Source organism: Salmonella sp. NW1250 (genome assembly GCF_051812965.1).
Classification (GTDB): Bacteria; Pseudomonadota; Gammaproteobacteria; order Enterobacterales; family Enterobacteriaceae; genus Salmonella; species Salmonella enterica.
Map to the genome: position 1 here is coordinate 29,160 of NZ_JAMNDD010000005.1, position 24,452 is coordinate 53,611.

Below are 24,452 nucleotides of genomic sequence, written 5' to 3' on the forward strand. Positions count from 1 at the left end.
GTAAATTCACCCTGTAAAAAAGTGTGGTGTGTGCTGCTACTCCAGCCCGAGGCTGTCGCGCAGAATATTCAGGCGTTCGTCATCCCCGTCACGGGCAGCCTGTTGAAGTGATTTCGTTGGCGCATGAATCAGGCGGTTGGTCAGTTTCCATGCCAGATCCTGCAAGATGGCTTGCGCATCACCGCCCTGTTGAAGGGCCGACAGCGCTTTGGTAGTCAGTTCGTCACGAATCTGCTCCGACTGACTACGGTATTCCCGAATGGTCTCGCTGGCCCCCTGGGCGCGTAGCCAGGCCATAAACTCGCTGGCTTCCTGCTCAACAATCGTTTCCGCTTCCACCGCCGCAGCCTGACGCTGCGCCAGATTATGCGAAATGATGCTCTGTAAATCATCGACGCTATAAAGATAAGCGTTCGCCAGTTTGCCGACTTCCGGCTCAACGTCGCGCGGTACGGCGATATCCACCAGCAGCATCGGCTGGTTGCGACGGCTTTTTAATGCGCGCTCCACCATACCTTTACCGATAATCGGCAGCGGGCTGGCGGTCGAACTGATGATAATATCGGCATCCTGCAAACGGGCGTCGATATCGCTGAGCGAGATAACCTCAGCACCTACTTCATCCGCCAGGGCTTGCGCGCGCTCGCGGGTTCGGTTGGCGATAATCATCTTTTGTACTTTATGCTCGCGCAGGTGACGCGCCACCAGTTCAATAGTTTCACCCGCGCCAACTAACAGTACAGTGACCGTCGAGAGCGATTCAAAGATTTGGCGGGCGAGCGTACAGGCGGCAAACGCGACGGAGACGGCGCTGGCGCCGATATCGGTTTCAGTCCGCACTCGCTTGGCGACGGAAAAAGACTTCTGAAACATTCGCTCCAGCGCGCTGGCGTTAAGGTGGCCTTTTTGCGAATCCGCAAACGCTTTTTTCACCTGACCGAGGATTTGCGGTTCGCCCAGCACCAGTGAATCCAGACCGCTGGCGACGCGCATCAGGTGGCTGACGGCGTCATTGTCCTGATGCCAGTACAGACTGTTGCGCAGATCGTCCTCGTTCAGGTTATGGTAATCGCATAACCAGCGGATCAACGCTTCTTGCAGGTTATCCTGCTCTTCCACGCTCAAATACAGTTCTGTACGGTTACAGGTTGACAGCACGACCCCGCCCTGCACCATTGGCTGCGCAAGCAGGCTGTCCAGCGCCTGATCAAGCGTGTCCGGCGAAAACGTTACGCGTTCTCGCAGCGATACAGGTGCCGTTTTATGGTTAATACCGAGCGCTAAAAGGGTCATGTCTGCGGGAGTGGTACCAGCGTTGATATGGTTAGTCTGCTTGCATCATACAGGATGCGCGTGGTCAATAAAAGAGAGAGCCCCCTTTTGGAGTAATTGGCAGCGCTCGCTAATTTGATGATTTAAGACAACTTGAAAGTAGACGATGTCACCAGGCGGCGCTAGCATTAAAGGCTATAACTGTAACCGATAGCAAAAATTTGCCGAATCGCGGCGCGAACGTTTTTACAGCCTGCAGGTTCAGTTTTCAGGCCTGATAAGCGTAACGCCATCAGGCAATTATTGCACCGTATCACAAGGATTCGTCATCACTATGACCCTGCCCGATTTTCGCCTGATTCGTCTACTGCCGTTAGCAAGCCTGGTTCTCACCGCCTGTACGCTTCCTGGGCATAAAGGCCCGGGCAAGAGCCCGGATTCCCCTCAGTGGCGCCAGCATCAGCAAGAGGTGCGTCATCTGAATCAATACCAGACGCGCGGCGCCTTTGCTTACATCTCAGATGATCAGAAAGTCTATGCGCGCTTCTTCTGGCAACAGACCGGACAGGATCGCTACCGCCTGCTGCTTACCAACCCGCTGGGCAGCACCGAGCTGGAGCTTAACGCCCAGCCGGGCAACGTCCAGTTGGTGGATAACAAAGGCCAGCGTTATACCGCCGATGACGCCGAAGAGATGATCGGCAAACTCACCGGGATGCCGATTCCGTTAAACAGCCTGCGGCAGTGGATCCTCGGTCTGCCTGGCGATGCCACCGACTACAAACTGGACGACCAGTACCGCCTGAGCGAAGTGAACTACCGCCAGGATGGTAAAAACTGGAAAGTGGTTTACGGTGGCTATGACAGCAAAACGCAGCCTACCATGCCTGCCAATATGGAGCTTTCAGACGGCAGTCAGCGCATTAAGCTGAAAATGGATAACTGGATTGTGAAATGATGACCCATTGGCCTTCTCCGGCAAAATTAAATCTGTTTTTATATATCACCGGACAGCGAGCAGACGGCTACCACACGCTGCAGACGCTGTTTCAGTTTCTGGATTATGGCGACACACTCCACATCGAACCGCGTCACGATGGCGAAATCCATTTATTAACGCCGGTTAACGGCGTTGAAAATGAAGACAATCTGATCGTCCGCGCCGCGCGGCTGTTGATGAAAATCGCCTCGGAGAGTGGACGCCTGCCCGCCGGAAGCGGCGCGGATATCAGCATTGAGAAGCGCCTTCCCATGGGCGGCGGTCTGGGCGGCGGCTCGTCTAACGCCGCGACCGTTCTGGTGGCGCTCAATCATCTTTGGCAATGCGGGCTTTCCATTGATGAACTGGCGACGCTCGGCCTGACGCTCGGCGCCGACGTCCCGGTCTTTGTTCGTGGCCACGCCGCGTTTGCCGAAGGCGTAGGCGAAATATTAACGCCGGTGAATCCGCCGGAAAAATGGTATCTGGTCGCGCACCCTGGCGTAAGCATTCCGACGCCGGTTATCTTTAAAGATCCTCAATTGCCGCGTAATACGCCAAAAAGGTCAATAGATACGTTACTAAAATGTGAATTCAGCAATGATTGCGAGGTTATCGCAAGAAAACGTTTTCGCGAGGTTGATGCGGCGCTTTCCTGGCTGTTAGAATACGCGCCGTCGCGCCTGACTGGGACAGGGGCCTGTGTCTTTGCTGAATTCGATACAGAGTCTTGTGCTCGCCAGGTGCTTGAGCAAGCCCCGGAATGGCTCAATGCTTTTGTGGCGAAGGGTGTCAACCTCTCCCCATTGCATCGAGAGTTACTCTAACGCATTCGGGTTTCAGGAAGATGGCGAAATGACGAATCGCCGGTCATATATGCCGTATTTGACCGGTGTGAGGCATCGATACCAGCGCACATGAAACGTGAATGAAGACGAGTAAGCCGGGCAAGCTGAGCTTCGGTGACAACGTCACCTTGTTCCAGACGTTGCATCGCGCTCTTTAATACACCGCCTGGATAGGATTTTGCCTGGCCCGCACAGTTTTCGGCAGATTCTTTCCACCAATGGACGCATGCCTGAGGTTCTTCTCGTGCCTGATATGAAGCTTTTTGCTGGTAACGCCACCCCGGAACTAGCACAACGTATTGCCAACCGCCTGTACACTTCTCTCGGCGACGCCGCCGTAGGTCGCTTTAGCGACGGCGAAGTCAGCGTACAAATCAACGAAAATGTACGCGGTGGTGATATTTTCATCATCCAGTCCACTTGTGCCCCAACCAACGACAACCTGATGGAATTGGTCGTTATGGTTGATGCCCTGCGTCGTGCTTCCGCAGGTCGTATCACCGCCGTTATCCCCTACTTTGGCTATGCACGTCAGGACCGTCGCGTACGTTCCGCCCGTGTGCCGATTACCGCAAAAGTTGTCGCTGACTTCCTGTCCAGCGTCGGCGTTGACCGCGTTCTCACCGTAGATCTGCATGCTGAACAGATCCAGGGCTTCTTTGACGTTCCGGTTGATAACGTGTTCGGTAGCCCAATCCTGCTCGAAGATATGCTGCAACTGAATCTGGATAACCCGATCGTGGTTTCCCCGGATATTGGCGGCGTGGTTCGTGCCCGCGCTATCGCTAAGCTGCTGAACGATACCGATATGGCTATCATTGATAAACGTCGTCCGCGCGCGAACGTTTCTCAGGTGATGCACATCATCGGCGACGTCGCTGGCCGTGACTGCGTGCTGGTTGATGATATGATCGATACCGGCGGTACTCTGTGCAAAGCAGCAGAAGCATTGAAAGAACGTGGCGCTAAACGCGTGTTTGCCTACGCGACGCACCCGATCTTCTCAGGCAATGCGGCAAACAACCTGCGCAACTCCGTCATTGATGAAGTCGTTGTCTGCGACACCATTCCGCTGACCGACGAAATCAAAGCGCTGCCGAACGTGCGTACCTTGACCCTGTCAGGTATGCTGGCCGAAGCGATTCGCCGTATCAGCAACGAAGAATCGATTTCCGCCATGTTCGAGCATTGATCGAACCCGGATCTGAAACCCGCTGCGGCGGGTTTTTTTGTCTGTAACACCCTTTTGTATGACTTATGCCTCCTTCACCTGCCATTTAGTTGACAGATGATGCGCTCATGGATGAAACATTATTGTGAACAAATTATTTTCCTCACATGTGATGCCTTTCCGCGCTCTCATCGATGCTTGCTGGAAAGAAAAATATACCGCCTCCCGGTTCACCCGTGATGTGATAGCCGGGATCACCGTCGGGATTATTGCTATCCCGCTGGCGATGGCGCTGGCAATTGGCAGTGGCGTTGCGCCGCAGTATGGCCTCTATACCTCCGCTGTCGCCGGGATCGTGATCGCGCTAACCGGCGGCTCGCGCTTTAGCGTTTCCGGCCCTACCGCCGCGTTTGTGGTGATTTTGTATCCGGTATCGCAACAGTTTGGTCTGGCGGGCCTACTGGTCGCCACGCTGATGTCGGGCTTCTTCCTGATCCTTTTCGGCCTGGCGAGACTGGGGCGATTGATTGAATATATCCCGGTGTCGGTCACGTTGGGTTTTACCTCAGGGATTGGTATTACCATCGGTACCATGCAGATTAAAGATTTTCTTGGTCTGCAGATGGCCCATGTGCCAGAGCACTATTTGCAGAAAGTCGGCGCGCTGTTTATGGCGTTGCCCACCGTCAATATTGGCGATGCCGCCATTGGCGTGGTAACGCTGGGAACGTTGATTTTCTGGCCGCGTCTCGGTATTCGTCTGCCAGGACATCTTCCCGCGCTGCTGGCCGGTTGCGCCGTGATGGGGATCGTTAATCTGCTGGGCGGCAATGTGGCGACTATCGGCTCACAGTTCCATTACGTTCTGGCTGACGGCACTCAGGGCAACGGCATCCCGCAGCTTCTGCCGCAACTGATGCTGCCGTGGAGTCTTCCTGGCTCCGATTTCACGCTAAGCTGGGATTCACTGCGCGCGCTGCTGCCAGCGGCTTTCTCAATGGCAATGCTGGGGGCAATCGAATCATTGCTCTGCGCCGTCGTGCTGGACGGCATGACCGGCACCAAACATAAAGCTAACAGCGAACTTATCGGCCAGGGGCTGGGGAATATGGTCGCGCCGTTCTTTGGCGGCATCACCGCCACCGCCGCGATTGCCCGCTCTGCCGCCAACGTCCGCGCTGGCGCGACCTCTCCCGTCTCAGCGGTAATTCACGCTATCCTGGTTATTCTGGCGCTACTGGTCTTAGCCCCGCTACTCTCCTGGCTGCCGCTTTCCGCGATGGCGGCGCTACTGCTGATGGTGGCATGGAATATGAGTGAAGCCCATAAAGTGGTGGATCTGTTACGCCATGCGCCGAAAGACGACATCATCGTTATGCTGCTGTGCATGTCATTAACGGTTCTGTTTGATATGGTCATCGCCATCAGCGTGGGGATTGTCCTTGCTTCCCTGCTGTTTATGCGCCGTATTGCGCGAATGACTCGACTTGCGCCGGTCAATGTCGATGTGCCTGATGATGTGCTGGTGCTGCGTGTTATCGGTCCGCTCTTTTTCGCCGCGGCGGAAGGGCTGTTTACTGACCTTGAGTCACGTATTAAGGGCAAACGTATCGTCGTTCTGAAATGGGACGCAGTACCAGTGCTGGATGCAGGCGGGCTTGATGCTTTTCAGCGTTTTGTGAAGCGTCTGCCGGAGGGTTGCGAATTGCGTATCAGTAATCTGGAGTTCCAACCGCTGCGCACAATGGCGCGTGCCGGTATCAAACCTATTCCTGGGCGTCTGACCTTCTTCCCGAACAGGACGGAGGCGTTAGCGGATTTACTCAGTTAATGGACAATGCCCGGTGGCGATAACGCTTACCGGGCCTGAACCGGTTAGCTATGACGACGATTGTCGTTACGGCGGCAACGTTTGTCATAGTGACGTACCCACCAATATTTGTCGCTCACCTGCTCATGCCCCCCTACACGAGCCCCTGCCAGCCAAAGAACTGCACCGACAAAAATACTCAGTATTGCGCCATGCGCAAAAAATTGCGGCAAATTAAACTGCGGCAGTTGGTTTAAAATAGAGTAACCCACGCCGACAACCATCACGACCAGCCCCAACCCCATCAGCACGTTACCGAATAACGAAGCGTTTTTGCGTTTCATATGTCACCTCCGGAACTTTTGGGTTGTTTTTAGGAAATCCCCCTAAACTTTATGTGTAAAGTATAGACAACACTTCCGTTTGTAAGTGCGGCTGTGATCACAAATGTAAAGTTTCATTTAACAAAACTTTACAAATAACACACTGAACAGTTTACATTTTTAATAATCAATGCTGGCAATTATTTAATTTACTTCAGAGTGTCGCTGTGTTTTGTCAAGCGGGCAGACAGACAGTAAACTACGCGCCAGTTATGGATCTACTCAGGACAAAAAACGTGGCAATTAAATTGATTGTTGGTCTGGCGAATCCCGGTGCGGAATATGCCGCGACGCGACACAATGCAGGCGCATGGTACGTCGATTTACTGGCGGAGCGCCTGCGCGCGCCGTTGCGTGAAGAGCCTAAATTCTTTGGCTATACCTCACGCATCACGCTGGAAGGGGAAGATGTTCGCCTGCTGGTACCCACCACGTTCATGAACCTCAGTGGTAAAGCAGTTGGCGCAATGGCCAGTTTTTACCGTATTCAGCCGGACGAAATTCTGGTCGCTCACGACGAGTTGGATCTCCCTCCGGGCGTGGCGAAATTTAAACTTGGCGGCGGCCACGGCGGCCACAATGGCCTGAAAGACATCATCAGCAAGCTGGGCAATAATCCCAACTTTCACCGCTTACGCGTTGGAATTGGTCATCCAGGCGATAAAAATAAAGTTGTTGGTTTCGTGCTGGGTAAACCCCCTGTTTCTGAACAAAAATTAATTGATGAGGCCATTGACGAAGCGGCACGCTGTACGGAATTGTGGTTCAAAGAGGGTCTGGCCAAAGCAACAAGCCGTTTGCATACCTTTAAGGCGCAATAACCAGTGATGTGCGGCATTTTTGCCGCACGCCGTGTATAATAGGCGAAGTTATTTCCATTTCTGCAATCTGTTTTCTATAACAGGTTGATTATTAAGATATTAAGGTGAGTTAAATCATGGGATTCAAATGCGGTATCGTCGGTCTGCCCAACGTCGGGAAATCCACCCTGTTCAACGCGCTGACAAAAGCCGGTATTGAAGCGGCAAACTTTCCGTTCTGCACTATCGAACCGAATACCGGTGTCGTGCCGATGCCCGATCCGCGTCTGGACCAGTTGGCTGAGATTGTTAAACCGCAACGCATTCTACCAACCACGATGGAGTTCGTGGATATCGCCGGTCTGGTAAAAGGCGCATCCAAAGGCGAAGGGTTGGGTAACCAGTTCCTGACCAATATCCGTGAAACCGAAGCTATCGGTCACGTGGTTCGCTGCTTTGAGAACGACAATATCATCCACGTGGCGGGTAAAGTAAACCCGGCAGAAGATATTGATGTTATCAATACCGAACTGGCGCTGGCTGACCTCGATACCTGCGAGCGCGCTATCCATCGCGTACAGAAGAAAGCCAAAGGCGGCGATAAAGACGCCAAAGCGGAACTGGCCGCACTGGAAAAATGCCTGCCGCACCTGGCCGAAGCGGGGATGCTGCGTTCGCTGGACCTGACGGACGAAGATAAAGCGGCTATCCGTTATTTAAGCTTCCTGACGCTGAAGCCGACGATGTATATCGCTAACGTCAATGAAGACGGTTTTGAAAATAACCCGTATCTGGACCAGGTTCGCGAAATCGCCGCCAAAGAAGGTTCGGTCGTGGTTCCGGTGTGTGCCGCCGTCGAAGCTGATATTGCTGAGCTGGATGATGACGAGCGCGACGAATTTATGGCTGAACTGGGTCTGGAAGAGCCGGGGCTGAACCGCGTTATTCGCGCAGGTTATCGCCTGCTGAACCTCCAGACCTACTTTACCGCCGGGGTGAAAGAAGTTCGCGCATGGACCATTCCGGTTGGCGCAACCGCGCCGCAGGCAGCAGGTAAAATCCATACCGACTTCGAAAAAGGCTTTATCCGCGCCCAAACAATCGCCTTTGACGACTTTATTACCTATAAAGGTGAACAAGGCGCGAAAGAAGCCGGTAAGATGCGAGCGGAAGGGAAAGATTACATCGTTAAAGATGGCGATATAATGAACTTCCTGTTCAACGTCTAAATAACATTTGTTGTCTCATGAGGTTTTGCTGAATCTCATGACATCGATAAAACTTTATAAAATCCACGCCATTGCGTGGATTTTTCATTTCATAATGCCTCAACTCATCTCGTAACAATGCTGTCAAAAATGAGTACAACATTCTTCCATCTTCATTTTAAGTAAATACAAGAACGGTATAATAAATAAACAAGGCCCCGTTATGCTCACTGATACGCAATGCCGCACTGCCAGGGCCATAGTGTGAATGTTGTTTCGTCTAAGGTTTAGACTCTATACCAACTAAAAGCTTTTTAGAAAGGTATAGATACCGTATAGCCTGTTTGGGTTAACTCATATCACAGTATCGTACATAGCCTCAGATCTTGTTCAGGCGCTCCCCTACACTCACCACCGAGGATCTTAGGCCAACTGCATGAACTACAAAATTATAATCATTTTGCAATTCTGAAACTAAATATAATTTGCGATTGCACTGCCATTAATTTAATACGCATAATGAATGAATAAAAAATCATTAAAATCGTAGACTGTAATACTCCAGAATCGCGTGAAGGAATTCATATTAAAATATTGAGATGATTTTTTAACAAAGAATCAACTCTGTTTGCTCTGTGACTATAGAGAAATACCGAAATTTTTATTTTAGATCAAATCCAACCGGCTGGACGCACCATCATCAAATTTATATTGACATTCATTAATAATAGTAGAATAGTGACCATAGAAATTTCGGTAGATATACAGGATGATGCCGTGGATAGTTTTATTTCTAATTTAATCATTTTCTTATTTATTGCCTTTTTGATAACGTTTTTTATATTCACACAAAGAATAAAAGCTAAAGCAATAAATAAAATTGACAATAGTTTGACGCTTTACAGCATTATCTTTAACAAGGGCGTTCAGGACCATGTCACATCTCCTCAGAATATCATATCACATTTAAAAATCGATCGTTTTTACCCGTTGGTCACTTACCTCCCTGCAATCCCACTCTTTTGTCTTGTTTTATATTGCCTGGAAGGCTTGTCATTAGCAATATTAACAATTTCCATCATTGCATTATTTTCATTTGCTGCATTGAGTCTTACAATGTCACTTGATATATATGAAAATGCTATTGTTCATAATACTTTGCTAAGGAAAAGAGTCTTTTTATTTAGCCAACTTGACTCTATTGATGAAAAAATAGACTATGATGGTGTTCCAAACACAAAAGAAGAAGCGCTAATGTATCCAAGATATTATGCCATAGTAAAAAATGGGCGAGTCATCTTTTGCATACCGAAAACACTTAGCAATTACTCCAACTTCAAAAAAAATTTCAATGAATCGTCTATTTTTATAAAAGAAATAATAGGCAACGAATATTAACCAGATAATTAACCCATTATTTATCAGGAAAGTATAAAATGTTTCAGAATTCAGGCGAAGTGATTATGTACTTCGGTTGTTTTTTATTTTCCTTACCATTTGTTCTTGTTTTAATTAGAAAAGTGCTTTTTTTTGTGGGGCTACCATATAATTTCCTTCATAGCCACAAAGCAGGTGTCTCTTTTGGATTGCTACTTATATATGGACTTATCATCGCATACATAGGGCAGTCGTATAAAGACAGGATCTGCAATGATGTGATGCTTTCTTATTATGAACAAGGTATAAATTATTCTGAGCTAACGCCATCGCAGAGGATAAATATATTATATGCGAGTATTCATATGCCTATAGATTTCAAAAAAGGTAACGATGTCTCTAAATACTTACCTGCGTTAGAAAAATACACATACCAATCAAAAATATATAAATATAAATCAATAGAAAAGGCCAAAGAAGAGACAAATCAATTTATGAAAATATTCACACAATAATTATACATACTGCATACCAAGCCACAAGTGCGGTAAACACATCGACCTTTGGTGTACATTAACACTAAGAGCCTATCCCACCAGGCGTTATTGGCGCAGCCAGTTTGGACACGGACAGCGCGCAAAAACCGGAGCGTACACGTAGTACGTGAGGTTTGACTCGCTACGCTCGCCCTTCGGGCCGCCGCTAGCGGCGTTCAAAACGCTAACGCGTTTTGGCGAGCACTGCCCAGGTCCAAAATGGCAAGTAAAATAGCCCTAATGGGATAGGCTCTAAGCGTCAATCCCTCTTACACAGTTATAGCAGCACACCAGGTACAATGCATTGATACTTAAAGACTGGTGTAGAAATTCACAATTGGAAACATCGAAGATTCAGAGTTTTCGTCAGAGATCGGGCCAGGCGGTGAGCGAGGAGAATTTATATGGTCGGTGGACTACATTATCGTCAGAGCACACCACGAAGAACGTAAAACTGACAACAGGCCAGGTTTATTGACTTTACGCCCGTCAAGATCCGGGGGATGCGTGACTGCATCGTGATCACGCAACATACCCGCAAACTCTTAAGCCTGGCTCTGATATTAGGCCAGGGTCACTCGCTGAAAACCTCATCCTGGAACAAGCTCAACCGTCCTTCCCCGCCACGGCCCTTTCGCCGAAAAACCGATAATGGGTATAAATATACCGCTATAAGCCATACCCACACACTTCACATTGTTTCTTATCGTTAATCCGATACGCTTTTTTCACATTATTTCTGGCGGTATACGCCGGTGCAAAGTGAATCGGGCTCGTTTCCGCGCTCGCGCGTAACACAATGATTTACCTTGCTGGCGGAACGTCAACGGACCCGCAAAAGCGCCTTATGCCCCTGGCGGAGCGTGGTGCAAAAAGGAGAAAAAATACGCGTTATGAATAACGAGGAGACCTTTTATCAAGCCATGCGTCGTAAGGGAGTGACCCGACGCAGCTTTCTCAAATTCTGTAGCCTTGCCGCCACATCGCTGGGACTGGGCGCCGGAATGACGCCAAAGATCGCTTGGGCGCTGGAGAATAAACCGCGGATTCCGGTGGTCTGGATTCATGGACTGGAATGCACCTGCTGTACCGAATCCTTTATCCGTTCCTCGCACCCGCTAGCCAAAGATGTGATCCTCTCGCTGATTTCCCTCGATTATGACGACACCCTGATGGCCGCCGCCGGCGCACAGGCCGAAGAAGTCTTTGACGATATTACCACTCGCTACGCCGGGAAATACATTCTGGCGGTGGAAGGCAATCCGCCGTTAGGAGAGCAAGGAATGTTCTGTATCAGCGGCGGCCGCCCGTTTATTGAAAAACTGAAGAAAGCCGCCGCGGGCGCCAGCGCTATTATCGCCTGGGGAAACTGCGCCTCCTGGGGTTGCGTCCAGGCCGCCCGCCCCAATCCGACCCAGGCAACGCCTATCGATAAAGTGATCACCGACAAGCCGATCGTGAAAGTCCCTGGATGTCCGCCAATCCCGGATGTCATGAGCGCCATTATCACCTATATGGTGACGTTTGATCGTCTGCCGGAACTCGATCGCATGGGTCGTCCACTGATGTTCTACGGTCAGCGTATCCACGATAAATGCTACCGCCGCGCCCATTTTGACGCCGGTGAATTTGTTGAGAGCTGGGATGATGACGCCGCCCGCAAGGGATACTGCCTGTACAAGATGGGCTGTAAAGGGCCAACCACCTATAACGCCTGCTCCTCCACACGCTGGAATGACGGCGTCTCCTTTCCTATCCAGTCCGGTCACGGATGTCTGGGATGTTCAGAAAATGGTTTCTGGGATCGCGGCTCGTTTTATAGCCGCGTGGTGGATATTCCCCAGATGGGTACCCATTCAACCGCCGATACGGTGGGGCTGACCGCGCTGGGCGTGGTCGCGGCGGGCGTTGGCGGTCACGCTATCGCCAGCGCGCTCAACCAACGTAAACGCCACAAACAACAGTTAGCGCAAGCCGAACAACAGCCGGACAATGAGGATAAACAGGCATGAGTAACCAGTATCAAACCCAGGGTTATACCGTTAACGACACCGGCCGTCGTCTGATCGTGGACCCGATTACCCGCATCGAAGGGCATATGCGCTGCGAAGTGAACATTGATGAGCAAAACATCATTACCAATGCCGTTTCCTGCGGCACAATGTTCCGCGGGCTGGAGATCATTCTGCAAGGCCGTGACCCGCGTGACGCCTGGGCGTTTGTTGAACGTATTTGTGGTGTATGTACCGGGGTACATGCTCTGGCATCGGTGTACGCTATCGAAGATGCGATTGGTATCCAGGTGCCGGATAACGCCAATATTATACGTAACATCATGCTGGCTACGTTGTGGTGTCACGATCATCTGGTCCATTTTTATCAGTTAGCCGGTATGGACTGGATTGATGTTCTGAATGCGCTGAAAGCCGATCCGCGCGCCACCTCGCAGTTGGCGCAAAGCCTTTCCGCCTGGCCGATGTCATCGCCGGGCTACTTCTTTGACGTACAAAATCGATTAAAGAAATTTGTCGATGGTGGCCAGCTTGGGATATTCCGTAACGGCTATTGGGGACATCCACAGTACAAACTGTCGCCAGAGGCTAATCTGATGGGCTTTGCCCACTATCTTGAAGCCCTCGACTTCCAGCGCGAGATCGTCAAAATCCATACCATATTTGGCGGTAAGAACCCCCATCCTAACTGGATCGTTGGCGGGATGCCGTGCGCGATCAATCTCGATCAAAGCGGCGCGGTCGGGGCTATCAATATGGAGCGCCTCAACCTGGTGCAGTCGATCATCACCCGCACCGCCGACTTCATTAACAACGTGATGGTTCCGGACGCGCTGGCTATCGGCCAGTTCAATAAAGCATGGAGTCAAATTGGCACCGGTCTGTCGGATAAATGCGTGCTGAGCTACGGCGCATTTCCGGACATTGCCAACGACTTCAGCCAGCAAAGCCTGTTAATGCCGGGCGGCGCGGTGGTCAATGGCGACTTTAAAAATGTCATGCCGGTAGATTTGGCCGATCCGCAGCAGATACAGGAGTTTGTGGATCACGCCTGGTACCGTTATCCGGACGATCGGCAGGGGCGTCATCCTTTTGACGGCATTACCGATCCCTGGTACAACCCGGGTGATGTCAAAGGCAGCGATACGCATATCCAGCAGCTCAACGAGCAGGAACGTTACTCCTGGATTAAAGCGCCGCGCTGGCGGGGTCATGCCATGGAAGTCGGCCCGCTTGCCCGAACGCTTATCGCGTACCACAAAGGGGACGCCGCCACCATAGAGTCGGTAGATCGCATGATGTCCGCCCTTAAACTGCCGCTCTCCGGTATCCAGTCTACGCTTGGCCGTATTTTATGCCGCGCGCACGAAGCGCAATGGGCCGTCGGTAAGCTGCAGTATTTTTTCGACAGGCTTATGACCAACCTGAAAAACGGCGACCTGGCCACCGCCAATACCGAGAAATGGGAACCGGCCAGTTGGCCGCAGCACTGCCGCGGCATCGGTTTTACCGAAGCGCCTCGCGGAGCGTTGGGACACTGGGCGTCAATACGCGATCAGAAGATTGAACTCTATCAGTGCGTGGTTCCCACCACCTGGAACGCCAGCCCGCGCGATCCTAAAAAACAGATCGGCGCCTATGAAGCGGCATTGATGGGAACGCAAATGGCGATTCCCGACCAACCGTTAGAAATCCTGAGGACGCTGCACAGCTTCGACCCCTGCCTCGCCTGCTCAACCCACGTGCTCGGCGACGACGGCAGCGAACTGATTGCCGTCCAGGTACGCTAAGCGTTAAGGAAAAGAACGATGACTGGAAAGCTATCTCCACGCGTCGGGGAGGCGCGTGATACTGCCGTCAGCCACTATGTGTTTGAAGCGCCGGTACGCCTGTGGCACTGGCTAACGGTGGCCTGCATGTTGGTACTGATGGTAACAGGCTACTTCATTGGCCGACCGCTGCCGTCGGTGAGTGGCGAGGCGACCTATCTGTTTTACATGGGCTATATCCGGCTGATCCACTTTGCCGCCGCGATGATCTTTACCGTGTTACTGTTGGGGCGAATTTATTGGGCCTGTGTCGGCAACCGCTATTCACGAGAGCTGTTTATCGTCCCGGTCTGGCGTCGTAGTTGGTGGCAAGGCGCTTTCACCGTGGTCCGCTGGTATCTGTTTCTGGAGAAAAAACCGGGGAGCGACATCGGACATAACCCTGTCGCGCAGGCCGCGATGTTCGGCTATTTCCTGTTGTCGGTATTTATGATCCTCACCGGTTTCGCTCTGTTTGGCGAGCATAGCCAGTACGCCATCTTTGCGCCGTTCCGCTATGTGGTTGAATTTTTCTACTGGACCGGCGGCAACTCCATCGATATTCACAGCTGGCACCGACTGGGTATGTGGCTGATCGCCGCCTTCATCGTCGGGCACGTTTACCTCGCTATCCGGGAAGACATTATGTCCGACGATACGGTGATCTCCACCATGATCAATGGCTATCGCAGCCACAAATTCCCCAAACCACACGACAAGGAGCCCTCATGAATGCGCAACGCGTAGTGGTGATGGGGTTAGGAAACCTGCTGTGGGCCGATGAAGGATTCGGTATCCGGGTCGCGGAGCGTTTGTATGCCCGATATCACTGGCCTGAAGAGGTGGAAATTGTGGACGGCGGTACGCAAGGGCTAAACCTGTTAGGTTATGTTGAGCAAGCCAGCCATCTCCTGCTCCTTGACGCGATCGATTACGGCCTGGCGCCGGGCAGCCTGCGAACCTATGCCGGCGAGAAAATCCCCGCGTATCTCAGCGCCAAAAAAATGAGCCTGCATCAAAACAGTTTTTCCGAAGTTCTGGCGCTGGCCGACATCCGCGGACATCTGCCCTGTCACATAGCGCTGGTCGGTCTGCAACCGGCGCACCTGGACGACTACGGCGGTAGCCTGAGCGAAATAGCTCGCGGCCAGCTACCGGCGGCGGAACAGGCCGCCCTGGAGCAACTGGCCGCCTGGGGGATCGTACCGCAGGCAAACGAGGTCGCACGCTGCCTGAACTATAAATGCCTGTCGATGGAAAATTATGAGGGAGTGCGCATACGTCAGTATCAGACACGTCTGGAGGGCAAAAGAAGTGGTGAATGACACCCCGTTCTCTGCGCTATGGCAACGCCTGTTAACCCGTGGATGGCAACCGGTAGAGGCTTCCACGGTAGACGACTGGATCAAACGGGTTGGAGATGGCGTCATCCTGTTAAGTAGCGATCCGCGGCGTACGCCGGAAGTCAGCGATAACCCGGTGATGATCGCCGAACTCCTGCGTGAGTTCCCGCAGTTTGACTGGCAGGTGGCGGTGGCCGACCTTGAACAAAGCGAAGCTATCGGCGATCGCTTTAATGTGCGTCGGTTTCCGGCGACGTTGGTTTTTACAGACGGCGAGCTACGCGGCGCGCTCAGCGGCATTCATCCCTGGGCTGAACTGCTCACGCTGATGCGTTCGATGGTTGACACTCCCGCAGCGCAGGAGACAGTACAATGAGCAACGCCTTTTTTCATCTGCTGGGGCCAGGTACGCAGCCTGATGACGCCAGTTTCTCGATGAATCCCTTACCGCTCACCTGTCAGGTCAATGGCGACCCAAGTATGGCGGCGCTGGAGCACTGCGCTCACAGCCCGGCGGTGATGGCATTGTTGACCGATCTGCGAGGTCAGCTTGCCCGGCGCATCCCGGAAGTCGGCGACGTGCTGGGATGGGAGTTATCTCCCCTGAATGCCGATGATCTCTCATTCCTCAATACGCTATTGGGCGAAGGCGAAGTCTCGGTACGCATTCAGCATCCGGACGGGAGTGAAAGCGAGATTCAGGAGACCATCTTCTGCGGCCTGTGGCGGGTACGCCATCTGCATAACCGACGTCTGCTGACGGATCGTCTGGAAGCAGGTAGCGCGCCCCTGACATTATGGCAAGCGGCGACCGCCGATACGCTGCCTGACGACTCTCTACTGCCTCCGCCTGTCGCTGGCCTGATGAATGGACTGCCGCTGGCCCATGAATTATTGGCGCACGTACGCGATCCGGCGTTGCAACCTCACAGCATCAATTTGACCCAACTGCCGCTCAGCGAGGCCGATCGTCTTTTTCTGGCGCGTTTATGCGGACACGGGAACATCCAGATTCGCATCTCCGGGTATGGCGAAAGCCAAATCAACGCCACAGCATTGCGCCATCTCTGGCATGTGCGCTGTCTGGATGCCCTTAAAGGGCCGTTGCTCGATAGCTATGAGATTTGTCCTTTGCCGGAGCTGGTACTGGCGGCTCCGGAAGATCTGGCCGATTCGCGCCAGCGCCTGGATGAAGTCTGCCGATGGCTGGAGACGCGCTAGCGCTCTCAACAGGAACGTCACCGGTGTCCGGTACTGATTAGCTTTTTACTCTCTTTCTGCCTACAGGAGTTAGCATGTGGGATGTCATTGACTTATCGCGCTGGCAGTTTGCGCTGACCGCGCTGTATCACTTTTTATTTGTTCCTCTTACGCTTGGGCTGATTTTTTTGCTGGCCGTCATGGAGACGATCTATGTGGTGACGGGGAAAACCGTCTACCGCGATATGACGCGTTTCTGGGGCAAGCTCTTCGGGATCAATTTTGCTCTCGGTGTGGCTACCGGCCTGACCATGGAGTTTCAGTTCGGGACTAACTGGTCGCTCTATTCCAACTATGTGGGCGATATCTTCGGCGCGCCGCTGGCGATGGAAGCGTTACTGGCCTTCTTTCTCGAATCCACTTTTGTCGGCCTGTTCTTTTTCGGCTGGCAGCGGCTGAATAAATACCAACACCTGCTGGTCACCTGGCTGGTGGCCTTCGGCTCCAATATTTCAGCATTATGGATTCTGAATGCCAATGGCTGGATGCAGTATCCTACCGGCGCTCATTTCAACATTGATACGTTACGGATGGAAATGAGCAGCTTCAGCGATCTGGTCTTTAACCCGGTGAGCCAGGTGAAATTCGTCCATACCGTCATGTCCGGTTATGTCACCGGCGCCATGTTTATTATGTCCATCAGCGCCTGGTATCTGCTACGTGGCCGCGAGCGTGAAGTGGCCTTGCGCTCGTTTGCTATCGGCTCTGTATTCGGCACCCTGGCCATTCTGGGAACCCTGCAACTGGGGGACAGTTCGGCCTACGAGGTCGCCCAAATTCAGCCGGTGAAACTGGCGGCGATGGAAGGCGAATGGCAAACCGAACCCGCGCCCGCGCCGTTTCATCTGATTGCCTGGCCGCAGCAGGAACAGGAGCGTAATGCGTTTGCCGTGAAGATCCCTGCTCTGCTGGGTATTCTGGCCACCCATTCGCTGGATACGCCGGTTCCGGGGTTAAAAAACCTGATGGACGACACTCTGCCGCGCCTGAAGCGTGGCCGGGAGGCCTGGCTACTCATGCAGGAGATAGCGCAAGGCAATCGCTCGCCGCAGGTACTGAATGCGTTTCACGCCGTTGAGGGCGATCTGGGGTACGGCATTCTGCTGGCGAAATATGCCCCGGATATGAACCATGTGACGCCGGAGCAGTATCGTGCGGCCCAGCGTGGCGCTATTCCTCAGGTGGCGCCGGTGTTCTGGAGTTTCCGTATTATGGTCGGCTGCGGTTCGCTGCTGTTAGTGGTGATGTTGATTGCGTTGATACAGACGCTACGAATGCGTATCGACCAGCATCGCTGGGTATTGCGTATGACGCTCTGGAGCCTGCCGTTACCGTGGATTGCCATTGAAGCCGGTTGGTTTATGACGGAGTTTGGCCGTCAGCCCTGGGCGATTCAGGACATTCTGCCGACCTGGTACGCTCACTCCGCGCTGACGCCGGGCCAGTTGGCCTTCTCAATGGGACTTATCCTCGGACTTTACACCCTGTTTTTAATCGCGGAAGTCTATCTGATGCAGAAGTACGCGCGTCTTGGGCCAAGCGCCATGCAACATCAACAACAAGCGCAACAACAGGGATAAAGGAGACAATCATGTTGGATTATGAAACGTTGCGGTTCATTTGGTGGCTGCTGATCGGCGTTATCCTGGTGGCATTTATGGTAACTGACGGGTTTGATATGGGTGTCGGTTGCCTGCTCCCGCTGATAGCGCGCAACGATGACGAACGCCGGGTGTTGATCAATAGCGTCGGCGCCCACTGGGAAGGAAACCAGGTATGGTTGATTCTCGCGGGCGGGGCATTATTCGCCGCCTGGCCACGGGTCTATGCCGCCGCGTTTTCCGGTTTTTATGTGGCGATGATCCTGGTGCTGTGTGCCCTCTTCTTTCGCCCGCTGGCCTTTGATTATCGGGGTAAAATCGCCAATGCCCGCTGGCGCGCGCTGTGGGATACCGGTCTGGTTATCGGCAGCCTGGTTCCCCCCGTCGTATTCGGCATCGCGTTCGGCAACCTGTTTTTAGGCGTGCCGTTTGCCTTCACGCCGCAGCTTCATGTTGACTATTTTGGCACCTTCTGGCAGTTACTCTCGCCCTTTGCCCTACTGTGTGGATTATTGAGTCTGTCGTTGGTGATTATGCAAGGAGGCGTCTGGTTACAGTTGAAAACGGAGGGCGTTATTCGTCAACGGGCTCTGTCGGCCACCCGCCACAGCGCGCTGCTGATCGTGATCTGCTTCCTGCTGGCCGGTTACTGGCTGTGGGCCGGCGTTGATGGCTTTGTCTTACTCACGCAAGATGCCAACGGCCCTTCCAATCCGCTCTTAAAAGGCGTGGCGATACTCCCTGGCGCATGGATGAACCACTTTATACGCTCGCCGCTACTGCTCATCATCCCGTTGCTCGGTATGATCCTGCCGATTCTGGCTTTCTATGCCTGCCTTCGCGGTCAGACTATTCGTGGATTTCTGTTCGCTTCCCTGACCCAGGCCTGCGTCATCTTTACCGCCGGCATAACGCTATTTCCTTTTGTGATGCCGTCGAGTGTTAGTCCTCTCTCCAGCCTGACGGTGTGGGACAGCACCTCCAGCCAGATGACGCTCGAAATCATGCTGGTGATTGTGCTGATTTTTCTGCCAATCGTACTGCTCTATACGCTATGGAGCTATTACAAAATGTTGGGGCGTATCAACCTGGAGACCCTCCGCCGCAACGATCATGAACTTTATTAGGGAGCGGGAGCGATGTGGTATTTACTGTGGTTTGTCGGCATTCTGCTGATGTGCTCACTGTCGACACTGGTGTTGGTATGGCTTGAGTCGCGTCAACAATAAAGAGGTAAACCGGGGTCAGCGCCGTCTGACTCCGGTTATTTTTATCTTTTTACGCGCCTGGTGAAGACGTTTCCCCGCCGACAGGACGACATAACATTGATACATGTCGTTATCATAATGTTTACTTTTAGAGGTGCGTCATAATTATGACAAATAGCCGCCTTGCACATATTACGCATATTTAAGCAATTAATTGCATAATTAGCGATATATCACCTCTTATATAGGATAGTTAACCACTTCCCATCCAAAATCATAACGAAAATCCAACTGCCTGCCATTTTTGATCTGAGTTAATTGTTTAAAAAAGTGTTAAATTTATCGCTACATGGTGTGATCTACTATGTACCACGGTCAATTAAAGAACATATTACTTTTATCACTAAGGTTTATCATGGATAAGTTATCTTACGCTTCAGATAGCAGCACATCTGCCTGGAATACCTACCTGCAACAAATCGAGCGTGTGGCCCCTTATCTGGGCGAGTTATCCCCCTGGGTGGATACTCTGCGCCACCCAAAACGCGCTCTGATCGTCGATATTCCGGTACAAATGGATGATGGCACTATTCGTCATTTCGAAGGATATCGCGTGCAGCACAACCTCTCCCGAGGTCCGGGTAAAGGCGGTGTTCGCTACCATCCTGACGTTGATCTCAATGAAGTGATGGCCCTGTCAGCATGGATGACCATCAAATGTGCCGCGCTGAACCTGCCGTACGGCGGCGCCAAAGGCGGCATCCGCGTCGATCCGTTCTCGCTGTCGGAAGGTGAACTGGAGCGTTTGACCCGCCGCTATACCAGCGAGATCGGCATTATCATCGGGCCGCAGAAAGATATTCCTGCGCCGGATGTCGGCACCAACGGTAAAGTGATGGCCTGGATGATGGATACGTATTCCATGAATCATGGCACGACGGTCACTGGCGTCGTCACCGGTAAGCCTATCCATCTTGGCGGTTCGCTGGGCCGTGAAAAAGCGACGGGGCGCGGCGTTTTCGTCAGCGGGCTGGAAGCCGCGCGTCGGGCGAATATCGCCGTTGAAGGCGCTCGCGTTGCGGTTCAGGGTTTTGGTAACGTCGGCAGCGAAGCCGCGCGTCTGTTTGCAGGCGCTGGCGCCCGTGTCGTGGCGATTCAGGATCATACCGCGACGCTGTTTAACGCCACCGGTATTGACATGAAAGCGCTCACGGCATGGCAGACAGAACACAAACAGATAGCCGGTTTCCCGGGCGCGGAAACTATCGCCAGCGATGCGTTCTGGCGTCTGGAGATGGATATTCTGATCCCGGCGGCGCTTGAAGGTCAGATAACTCGTCAGCGCGCGGAAGCCCTGACGTGTAAGCTGGTGCTGGAAGGGGCTAACGGCCCGACCTATCCGGATGCTGATGATGTTCTGGCCAGCCGTGGTATCCTTGTGGTGCCTGACGTGGTCTGTAACGCAGGCGGCGTAACCGTCAGCTACTTCGAATGGGTACAAGATATGGCCAGCTTCTTCTGGAGCGAAGAAGAGATCAACGCGCGCATGGACAAAATCATGACCGACGCGATCGTCCATGTCTGGGAGAAAGCGGCTGAGAAATCCTGTTCTCTGCGCACCGCAGCCTATATTGTCGCCTGTGAGCGCATTCTGTTGGCCCGTAAAGATCGCGGTATCTATCCGGGTTAAGGCTACAAGTTATTGCGCTAAAATCCACGTCCCGGCGTGGATTTTTTGTCTGTATACCCCGTTTTCCACGCGCGCGCCGATAAATTCTGTCTCAATAAAATGTCTGTTTGTTCGCAAAATAGCGGTTCAATCACGCGTATCTGGTCATCGTAGACTAAGGTTTTGTCATGGTAAATGCCGTTGGCTTTGGCTCACCGCTAAGGAGATAACTTGATGATACCCCCAGAGATTCGCCGTTCTGTTCTACTGCAGAAAGCCATAAAACTGGCGCTGGCAGGGACGCTGCTGACGTTTGCATCGTTTTCGGCGACTGCCGCAGACCCGTCTTCCGACACTGAAACTCCGCAGCCGCCGGATATTTTGCTTGGCCCGCTCTTTAATGATGTCCAGAATGCAAAACTCTTCCCCGATCAGAAAACCTTTGCTGACGCCATACCTAATAGCGATCCGCTCATGATTCTTGCCGATTATCGTATGCAGCGGAACCAGTCCGGCTTCGATTTGCGTCATTTTGTTGATGTTAACTTCACCCTGCCGAAAGCAGGTGAAAAATATGTCCCGCCTGCCGGGCAGTCATTGCGTGAACATATTGATGGCCTGTGGCCGGTGCTGACCCGTTCAACTAAAAACGTCGAAAAGTGGGACTCGCTCTTGCCGTTGCCTGAATCCTATGTCGTGCCGGGTGGGCGATTCAGAGAGATTTACTACTGGGACAGCTATTTTACGATGCTGGGGCTGGCGGAAAGCGGGCACTGGGATAAGGTGGCGGATATGGTGGCGAACTTTGGTTACGAAATTGACGCCTGGGGGCATATTCCTAACGGCAACCGTACCTACTACCTGAGTCGTTCGCAGCCGCCTTTCTTTGCGTTTATGGTTGAGTTACTGGCGCAACATGAAGGTGACGATGCGCTGAAAGAATACCTGCCGCAACTGCAAAAAGAGTACGCCTACTGGATGGAGGGCGTTGAGACATTGCAGCCAGGGCAACAAAACCAACGCGTCGTCAAACTGGAAGACGGTAGCGTTCTCAACCGCTACTGGGACGATCGGGATACGCCCCGCCCTGAATCCTGGGTTGAAGATATCGCTACCGCCAAAAGCAACCCCAACCGCCCGGCAACGGAGATCTATCGAGACCTCCGATCTGCCGCCGCCTCCGGCTGGGATTTCAGCTCCCGCTGGATGGATAATCCGCAGCAGCTCAGTACCATCCGTACCACCACGATTGTCCCTGTCGATCTTAACGCTCTGCTGTATCAGCTGGAGAAAACCCTCGCGCGCGCCAGCGCTGCGGCGGGCGATCGGGCCAAAGCCTCGCAATATGACGCGCTGGCCAACGCGCGGCAAAAAGCCATTGAAATGCATCTGTGGAATAACAAAGAGGGTTGGTATGCCGACTACGATCTGCAGAACAATAAAATCCGTGACCAACTCACCGCTGCCGCGCTGTTCCCGCTCTATGTAAACGCCGCCGCGAAAGATCGCGCCGTGAAAGTGGCGGCGGCGGCCCAGGCGCATCTGCTACAGCCTGGCGGGCTGGCTACCACCTCGGTTAAAAGCGGACAGCAGTGGGATGCGCCAAACGGCTGGGCGCCGTTACAATGGGTCGCTGCCGAAGGATTGCAAAATTATGGGCAGGATGACGTGGCAATGGAAGTCACCTGGCGCTTTTTAACCAATGTGCAGCACACCTACGATCGCGAGAAAAAACTGGTCGAAAAATATGACGTCAGCAGTACCGGAACCGGCGGTGGCGGCGGCGAATATCCCCTTCAGGACGGCTTTGGCTGGACCAACGGCGTGACGCTGAAAATGCTCGATCTGATTTGTCCGCAGGAAAAACCGTGCGATAGCGTACCGTCTACTCGTCCGGCATCGTTAAGCGCAACGCCGACAAAAACGCCGTCTGCAGCGACGCAGTAACGCGTGTTTATAGTAGGTTGACCCGGCGCTGACCGGGTCAACGCTTACACGTTCTGCAGCGGTTAGCCGCGTCGCAGAAGGCGGAAAATCACCAGCACCACAATCGCGCCCACCACGGCGACCAGGAAACTGTGCAGATTAAAGCCGCTGATACTGCCGCCAATACCAAACATCGTCGCCAGCCATCCGCCAACGACCGCCCCGACGATACCGAGAATACAGGTCAGGATAAATCCCCCGCCATCGCGCCCCGGCATAAGCAATTTGGCGATAACGCCGGCAATCAAACCAAAAATAATCCAGGCGATAATTCCCATTTGCAAACCCTCTTTCCAGTAAAAACGTTTTAAGTATAGGCAAAGTCGAGCGTCGCATTTCTGAACACTGATTTATCTCGCGGACATAAAAATTTATTTATCGCTATTAAGTTCTTTCTACCGATGCCGATAACCCAACGATAGTCTGCGTATCAGGGGTTATTTCGTGTGAGTGGTTACAATGAGCAGTTCCTGAAAAAAAATCCATTAGCGATATTAGGCGTGCTACGGGATTTAAATAAAAATCAGGTTCCACTGCGTATTTCATGGGCGCATGGTCAATTCATCAGTAAAATTTTGGCGGTAGACCCGGAAAAACTCATCGTGGATTACGGCAGCCAGGAATATGAAAATAGCGCCGTATTACGTGCCGGACAGGTAGCCATTATCGCAGAAACGCAGGGCGCAAAAGTCGAGTTCACGTTGCCGCAACTCGTTACAGGCGAATATCAGCGGCTGCCAGCCTTTATCACGCCCCTGCCGTCGTCACTGTGGTTTGTCCAGCGCCGGGAGTATTTTCGCATTGGCGCGCCGCTGTATCCGCCTTATTACGGCGTCACCACGCTACCGGACACCCGTACGTTACGTTTTCGCCTGTTTGATCTTTCCCTGGGCGGCATGGGCGCGCTACTGGAATCCGCCATCCCCGACGGACTAATCGAAGGCGCACGCTTTTCGCAGGTTGAACTGAACATGGGGCCATGGGGGATTTTTCACGTTGACGCCCAGCTTATCTCCATCAGCGAGCGTAAGGTGATTGATGGGAAAAATGAAACGATCACCACTCCCCGCCTGAGCTTTCGTTTCCTTAACGTTAGCCCGGCGGTGGAGCGGGAGTTGCAGCGGATTATTTTTTCGCTTGAGCGCGACGCCCGAGAAAGAGCGAATAAAGTGCGAGAATAA

The 24,452-nt window shown here is 52.6% G+C and carries 23 protein-coding genes and 1 pseudogene; 21 read left to right on the forward strand and 3 right to left on the reverse strand.

All coding sequences use genetic code 11. The annotated features are described in order from the left end of the window. Window positions 1–36: 36 nt before the first annotated feature. Window positions 37–1,293, reverse strand: a complete 1,257-nt coding sequence (gene hemA, locus NBA72_RS09990; protein WP_000173208.1) for a glutamyl-tRNA reductase — start codon at window positions 1,291–1,293, stop codon at window positions 37–39. Window positions 1,294–1,606: 313 nt separating this feature from the next. Between hemA and lolB the strand changes: the two genes are divergently transcribed. The 4 genes from lolB (at window position 1,607) to dauA (ending at window position 6,101) form a co-directional block, all read left to right on the forward strand. Then, window positions 1,607–2,230: a lipoprotein insertase outer membrane protein LolB gene (gene lolB, locus NBA72_RS09995; RefSeq protein WP_042949663.1), complete on the forward strand. Its 624-nt coding sequence runs from the start codon at window positions 1,607–1,609 to the stop codon at window positions 2,228–2,230. After that, window positions 2,227–3,078, forward strand: a complete 852-nt coding sequence (gene ispE / locus NBA72_RS10000; RefSeq protein WP_000988245.1) for a 4-(cytidine 5'-diphospho)-2-C-methyl-D-erythritol kinase — start codon at window positions 2,227–2,229, stop codon at window positions 3,076–3,078. The genes lolB and ispE overlap by 4 nt, the downstream gene beginning before the upstream one ends. A gap of 265 nt (window positions 3,079–3,343) precedes the next feature. Next, on the forward strand, window positions 3,344–4,291 hold the full coding sequence (gene prs, locus NBA72_RS10005; RefSeq protein WP_001518537.1) for a ribose-phosphate diphosphokinase: 948 nt from the start codon (window positions 3,344–3,346) through the stop codon (window positions 4,289–4,291). Between the two features lie 124 nt (window positions 4,292–4,415). Continuing rightward, window positions 4,416–6,101: a C4-dicarboxylic acid transporter DauA gene (gene dauA, locus NBA72_RS10010; protein ID WP_001037186.1), complete on the forward strand. Its 1,686-nt coding sequence runs from the start codon at window positions 4,416–4,418 to the stop codon at window positions 6,099–6,101. A gap of 44 nt (window positions 6,102–6,145) precedes the next feature. Here dauA and ychH read toward each other — a convergent pair whose 3' ends face one another. Beyond that, on the reverse strand, window positions 6,146–6,424 hold the full coding sequence (gene ychH, locus NBA72_RS10015) for a stress-induced protein YchH (protein ID WP_000823878.1): 279 nt from the start codon (window positions 6,422–6,424) through the stop codon (window positions 6,146–6,148). A gap of 275 nt (window positions 6,425–6,699) precedes the next feature. Here ychH and pth point away from each other — a divergent pair, with 275 nt between their 5' ends. The 16 genes and pseudogenes from pth to NBA72_RS10095 all read left to right on the forward strand — a co-directional run bounded on the left by pth (window position 6,700) and on the right by NBA72_RS10095 (window position 23,232). Beyond that, window positions 6,700–7,284: an aminoacyl-tRNA hydrolase gene (gene pth / locus NBA72_RS10020; protein WP_000985595.1), complete on the forward strand. Its 585-nt coding sequence runs from the start codon at window positions 6,700–6,702 to the stop codon at window positions 7,282–7,284. Between the two features lie 116 nt (window positions 7,285–7,400). Continuing rightward, window positions 7,401–8,492: a redox-regulated ATPase YchF gene (gene ychF, locus NBA72_RS10025; protein WP_000505850.1), complete on the forward strand. Its 1,092-nt coding sequence runs from the start codon at window positions 7,401–7,403 to the stop codon at window positions 8,490–8,492. Window positions 8,493–9,248: 756 nt separating this feature from the next. Beyond that, window positions 9,249–9,869 carry a hypothetical protein gene (locus tag NBA72_RS10030; RefSeq protein ID WP_170318148.1) on the forward strand — a complete coding sequence of 207 codons (621 nt, stop codon included), beginning with the start codon at window positions 9,249–9,251 and terminating at the stop codon, window positions 9,867–9,869. A 38-nt stretch (window positions 9,870–9,907) separates the two neighbouring features. After that, on the forward strand, window positions 9,908–10,363 hold the full coding sequence (locus NBA72_RS10035; RefSeq protein ID WP_042949668.1) for a hypothetical protein: 456 nt from the start codon (window positions 9,908–9,910) through the stop codon (window positions 10,361–10,363). Between the two features lie 494 nt (window positions 10,364–10,857). After that, window positions 10,858–10,929 (forward strand): annotated as a pseudogene (locus tag NBA72_RS10040) (SymE family type I addiction module toxin); the annotation flags it as partial. Between the two features lie 348 nt (window positions 10,930–11,277). Further along, window positions 11,278–12,396: a hydrogenase 1 small subunit gene (gene hyaA, locus NBA72_RS10045; protein ID WP_001058311.1), complete on the forward strand. Its 1,119-nt coding sequence runs from the start codon at window positions 11,278–11,280 to the stop codon at window positions 12,394–12,396. Continuing rightward, window positions 12,393–14,186 (forward strand): Ni/Fe-hydrogenase large subunit, encoded by a 1,794-nt coding sequence (gene hyaB, locus NBA72_RS10050; RefSeq protein ID WP_042949671.1) that lies wholly within the window; start codon window positions 12,393–12,395, stop codon window positions 14,184–14,186. Before hyaA ends, hyaB begins: the two co-directional genes overlap by 4 nt. An 18-nt stretch (window positions 14,187–14,204) precedes the next feature. Beyond that, window positions 14,205–14,936, forward strand: a complete 732-nt coding sequence (gene hyaC, locus NBA72_RS10055; RefSeq protein ID WP_000147036.1) for a Ni/Fe-hydrogenase b-type cytochrome subunit — start codon at window positions 14,205–14,207, stop codon at window positions 14,934–14,936. Then, entirely contained in the window at window positions 14,933–15,529 is a 597-nt protein-coding gene (gene hyaD / locus NBA72_RS10060) for a hydrogenase 1 maturation protease (protein WP_042949674.1), read from the forward strand. Before hyaC ends, hyaD begins: the two co-directional genes overlap by 4 nt. Further along, window positions 15,519–15,923, forward strand: coding sequence for a hydrogenase-1 operon protein HyaE (gene hyaE / locus NBA72_RS10065; RefSeq protein ID WP_000245855.1), 405 nt, complete (start codon window positions 15,519–15,521; stop codon window positions 15,921–15,923). Before hyaD ends, hyaE begins: the two co-directional genes overlap by 11 nt. Further along, window positions 15,920–16,768: a hydrogenase expression/formation protein gene (locus tag NBA72_RS10070; RefSeq protein WP_001604952.1), complete on the forward strand. Its 849-nt coding sequence runs from the start codon at window positions 15,920–15,922 to the stop codon at window positions 16,766–16,768. Before hyaE ends, NBA72_RS10070 begins: the two co-directional genes overlap by 4 nt. Before the next feature lie 74 nt (window positions 16,769–16,842). Beyond that, window positions 16,843–18,387 carry a cytochrome bd-II oxidase subunit 1 gene (gene appC, locus NBA72_RS10075; RefSeq protein WP_000263615.1) on the forward strand — a complete coding sequence of 515 codons (1,545 nt, stop codon included), beginning with the start codon at window positions 16,843–16,845 and terminating at the stop codon, window positions 18,385–18,387. An 11-nt stretch (window positions 18,388–18,398) separates the two neighbouring features. Beyond that, window positions 18,399–19,535, forward strand: coding sequence for a cytochrome d ubiquinol oxidase subunit II (appB, locus tag NBA72_RS10080; RefSeq protein ID WP_000888110.1), 1,137 nt, complete (start codon window positions 18,399–18,401; stop codon window positions 19,533–19,535). 12 nt (window positions 19,536–19,547) lie between these two features. Continuing rightward, window positions 19,548–19,637 carry a cytochrome bd-II oxidase subunit CbdX gene (gene cbdX, locus NBA72_RS10085; protein ID WP_000270306.1) on the forward strand — a complete coding sequence of 30 codons (90 nt, stop codon included), beginning with the start codon at window positions 19,548–19,550 and terminating at the stop codon, window positions 19,635–19,637. A 394-nt stretch (window positions 19,638–20,031) separates the two neighbouring features. After that, on the forward strand, window positions 20,032–21,306 hold the full coding sequence (locus NBA72_RS10090; protein ID WP_001526439.1) for a Glu/Leu/Phe/Val family dehydrogenase: 1,275 nt from the start codon (window positions 20,032–20,034) through the stop codon (window positions 21,304–21,306). Between the two features lie 213 nt (window positions 21,307–21,519). Next, window positions 21,520–23,232 (forward strand): alpha,alpha-trehalase, encoded by a 1,713-nt coding sequence (locus tag NBA72_RS10095; protein ID WP_000612832.1) that lies wholly within the window; start codon window positions 21,520–21,522, stop codon window positions 23,230–23,232. Window positions 23,233–23,294: 62 nt separating this feature from the next. Here the strand turns inward: NBA72_RS10095 and NBA72_RS10100 are convergent, their stop codons facing one another. Next, on the reverse strand, window positions 23,295–23,549 hold the full coding sequence (locus tag NBA72_RS10100; RefSeq protein ID WP_000511320.1) for a GlsB/YeaQ/YmgE family stress response membrane protein: 255 nt from the start codon (window positions 23,547–23,549) through the stop codon (window positions 23,295–23,297). Between the two features lie 168 nt (window positions 23,550–23,717). Between NBA72_RS10100 and ycgR the strand changes: the two genes are divergently transcribed. After that, complete coding sequence (ycgR, locus tag NBA72_RS10105; RefSeq protein ID WP_024157101.1) at window positions 23,718–24,452, forward strand: flagellar brake protein YcgR; 735 nt, start codon at window positions 23,718–23,720, stop codon at window positions 24,450–24,452.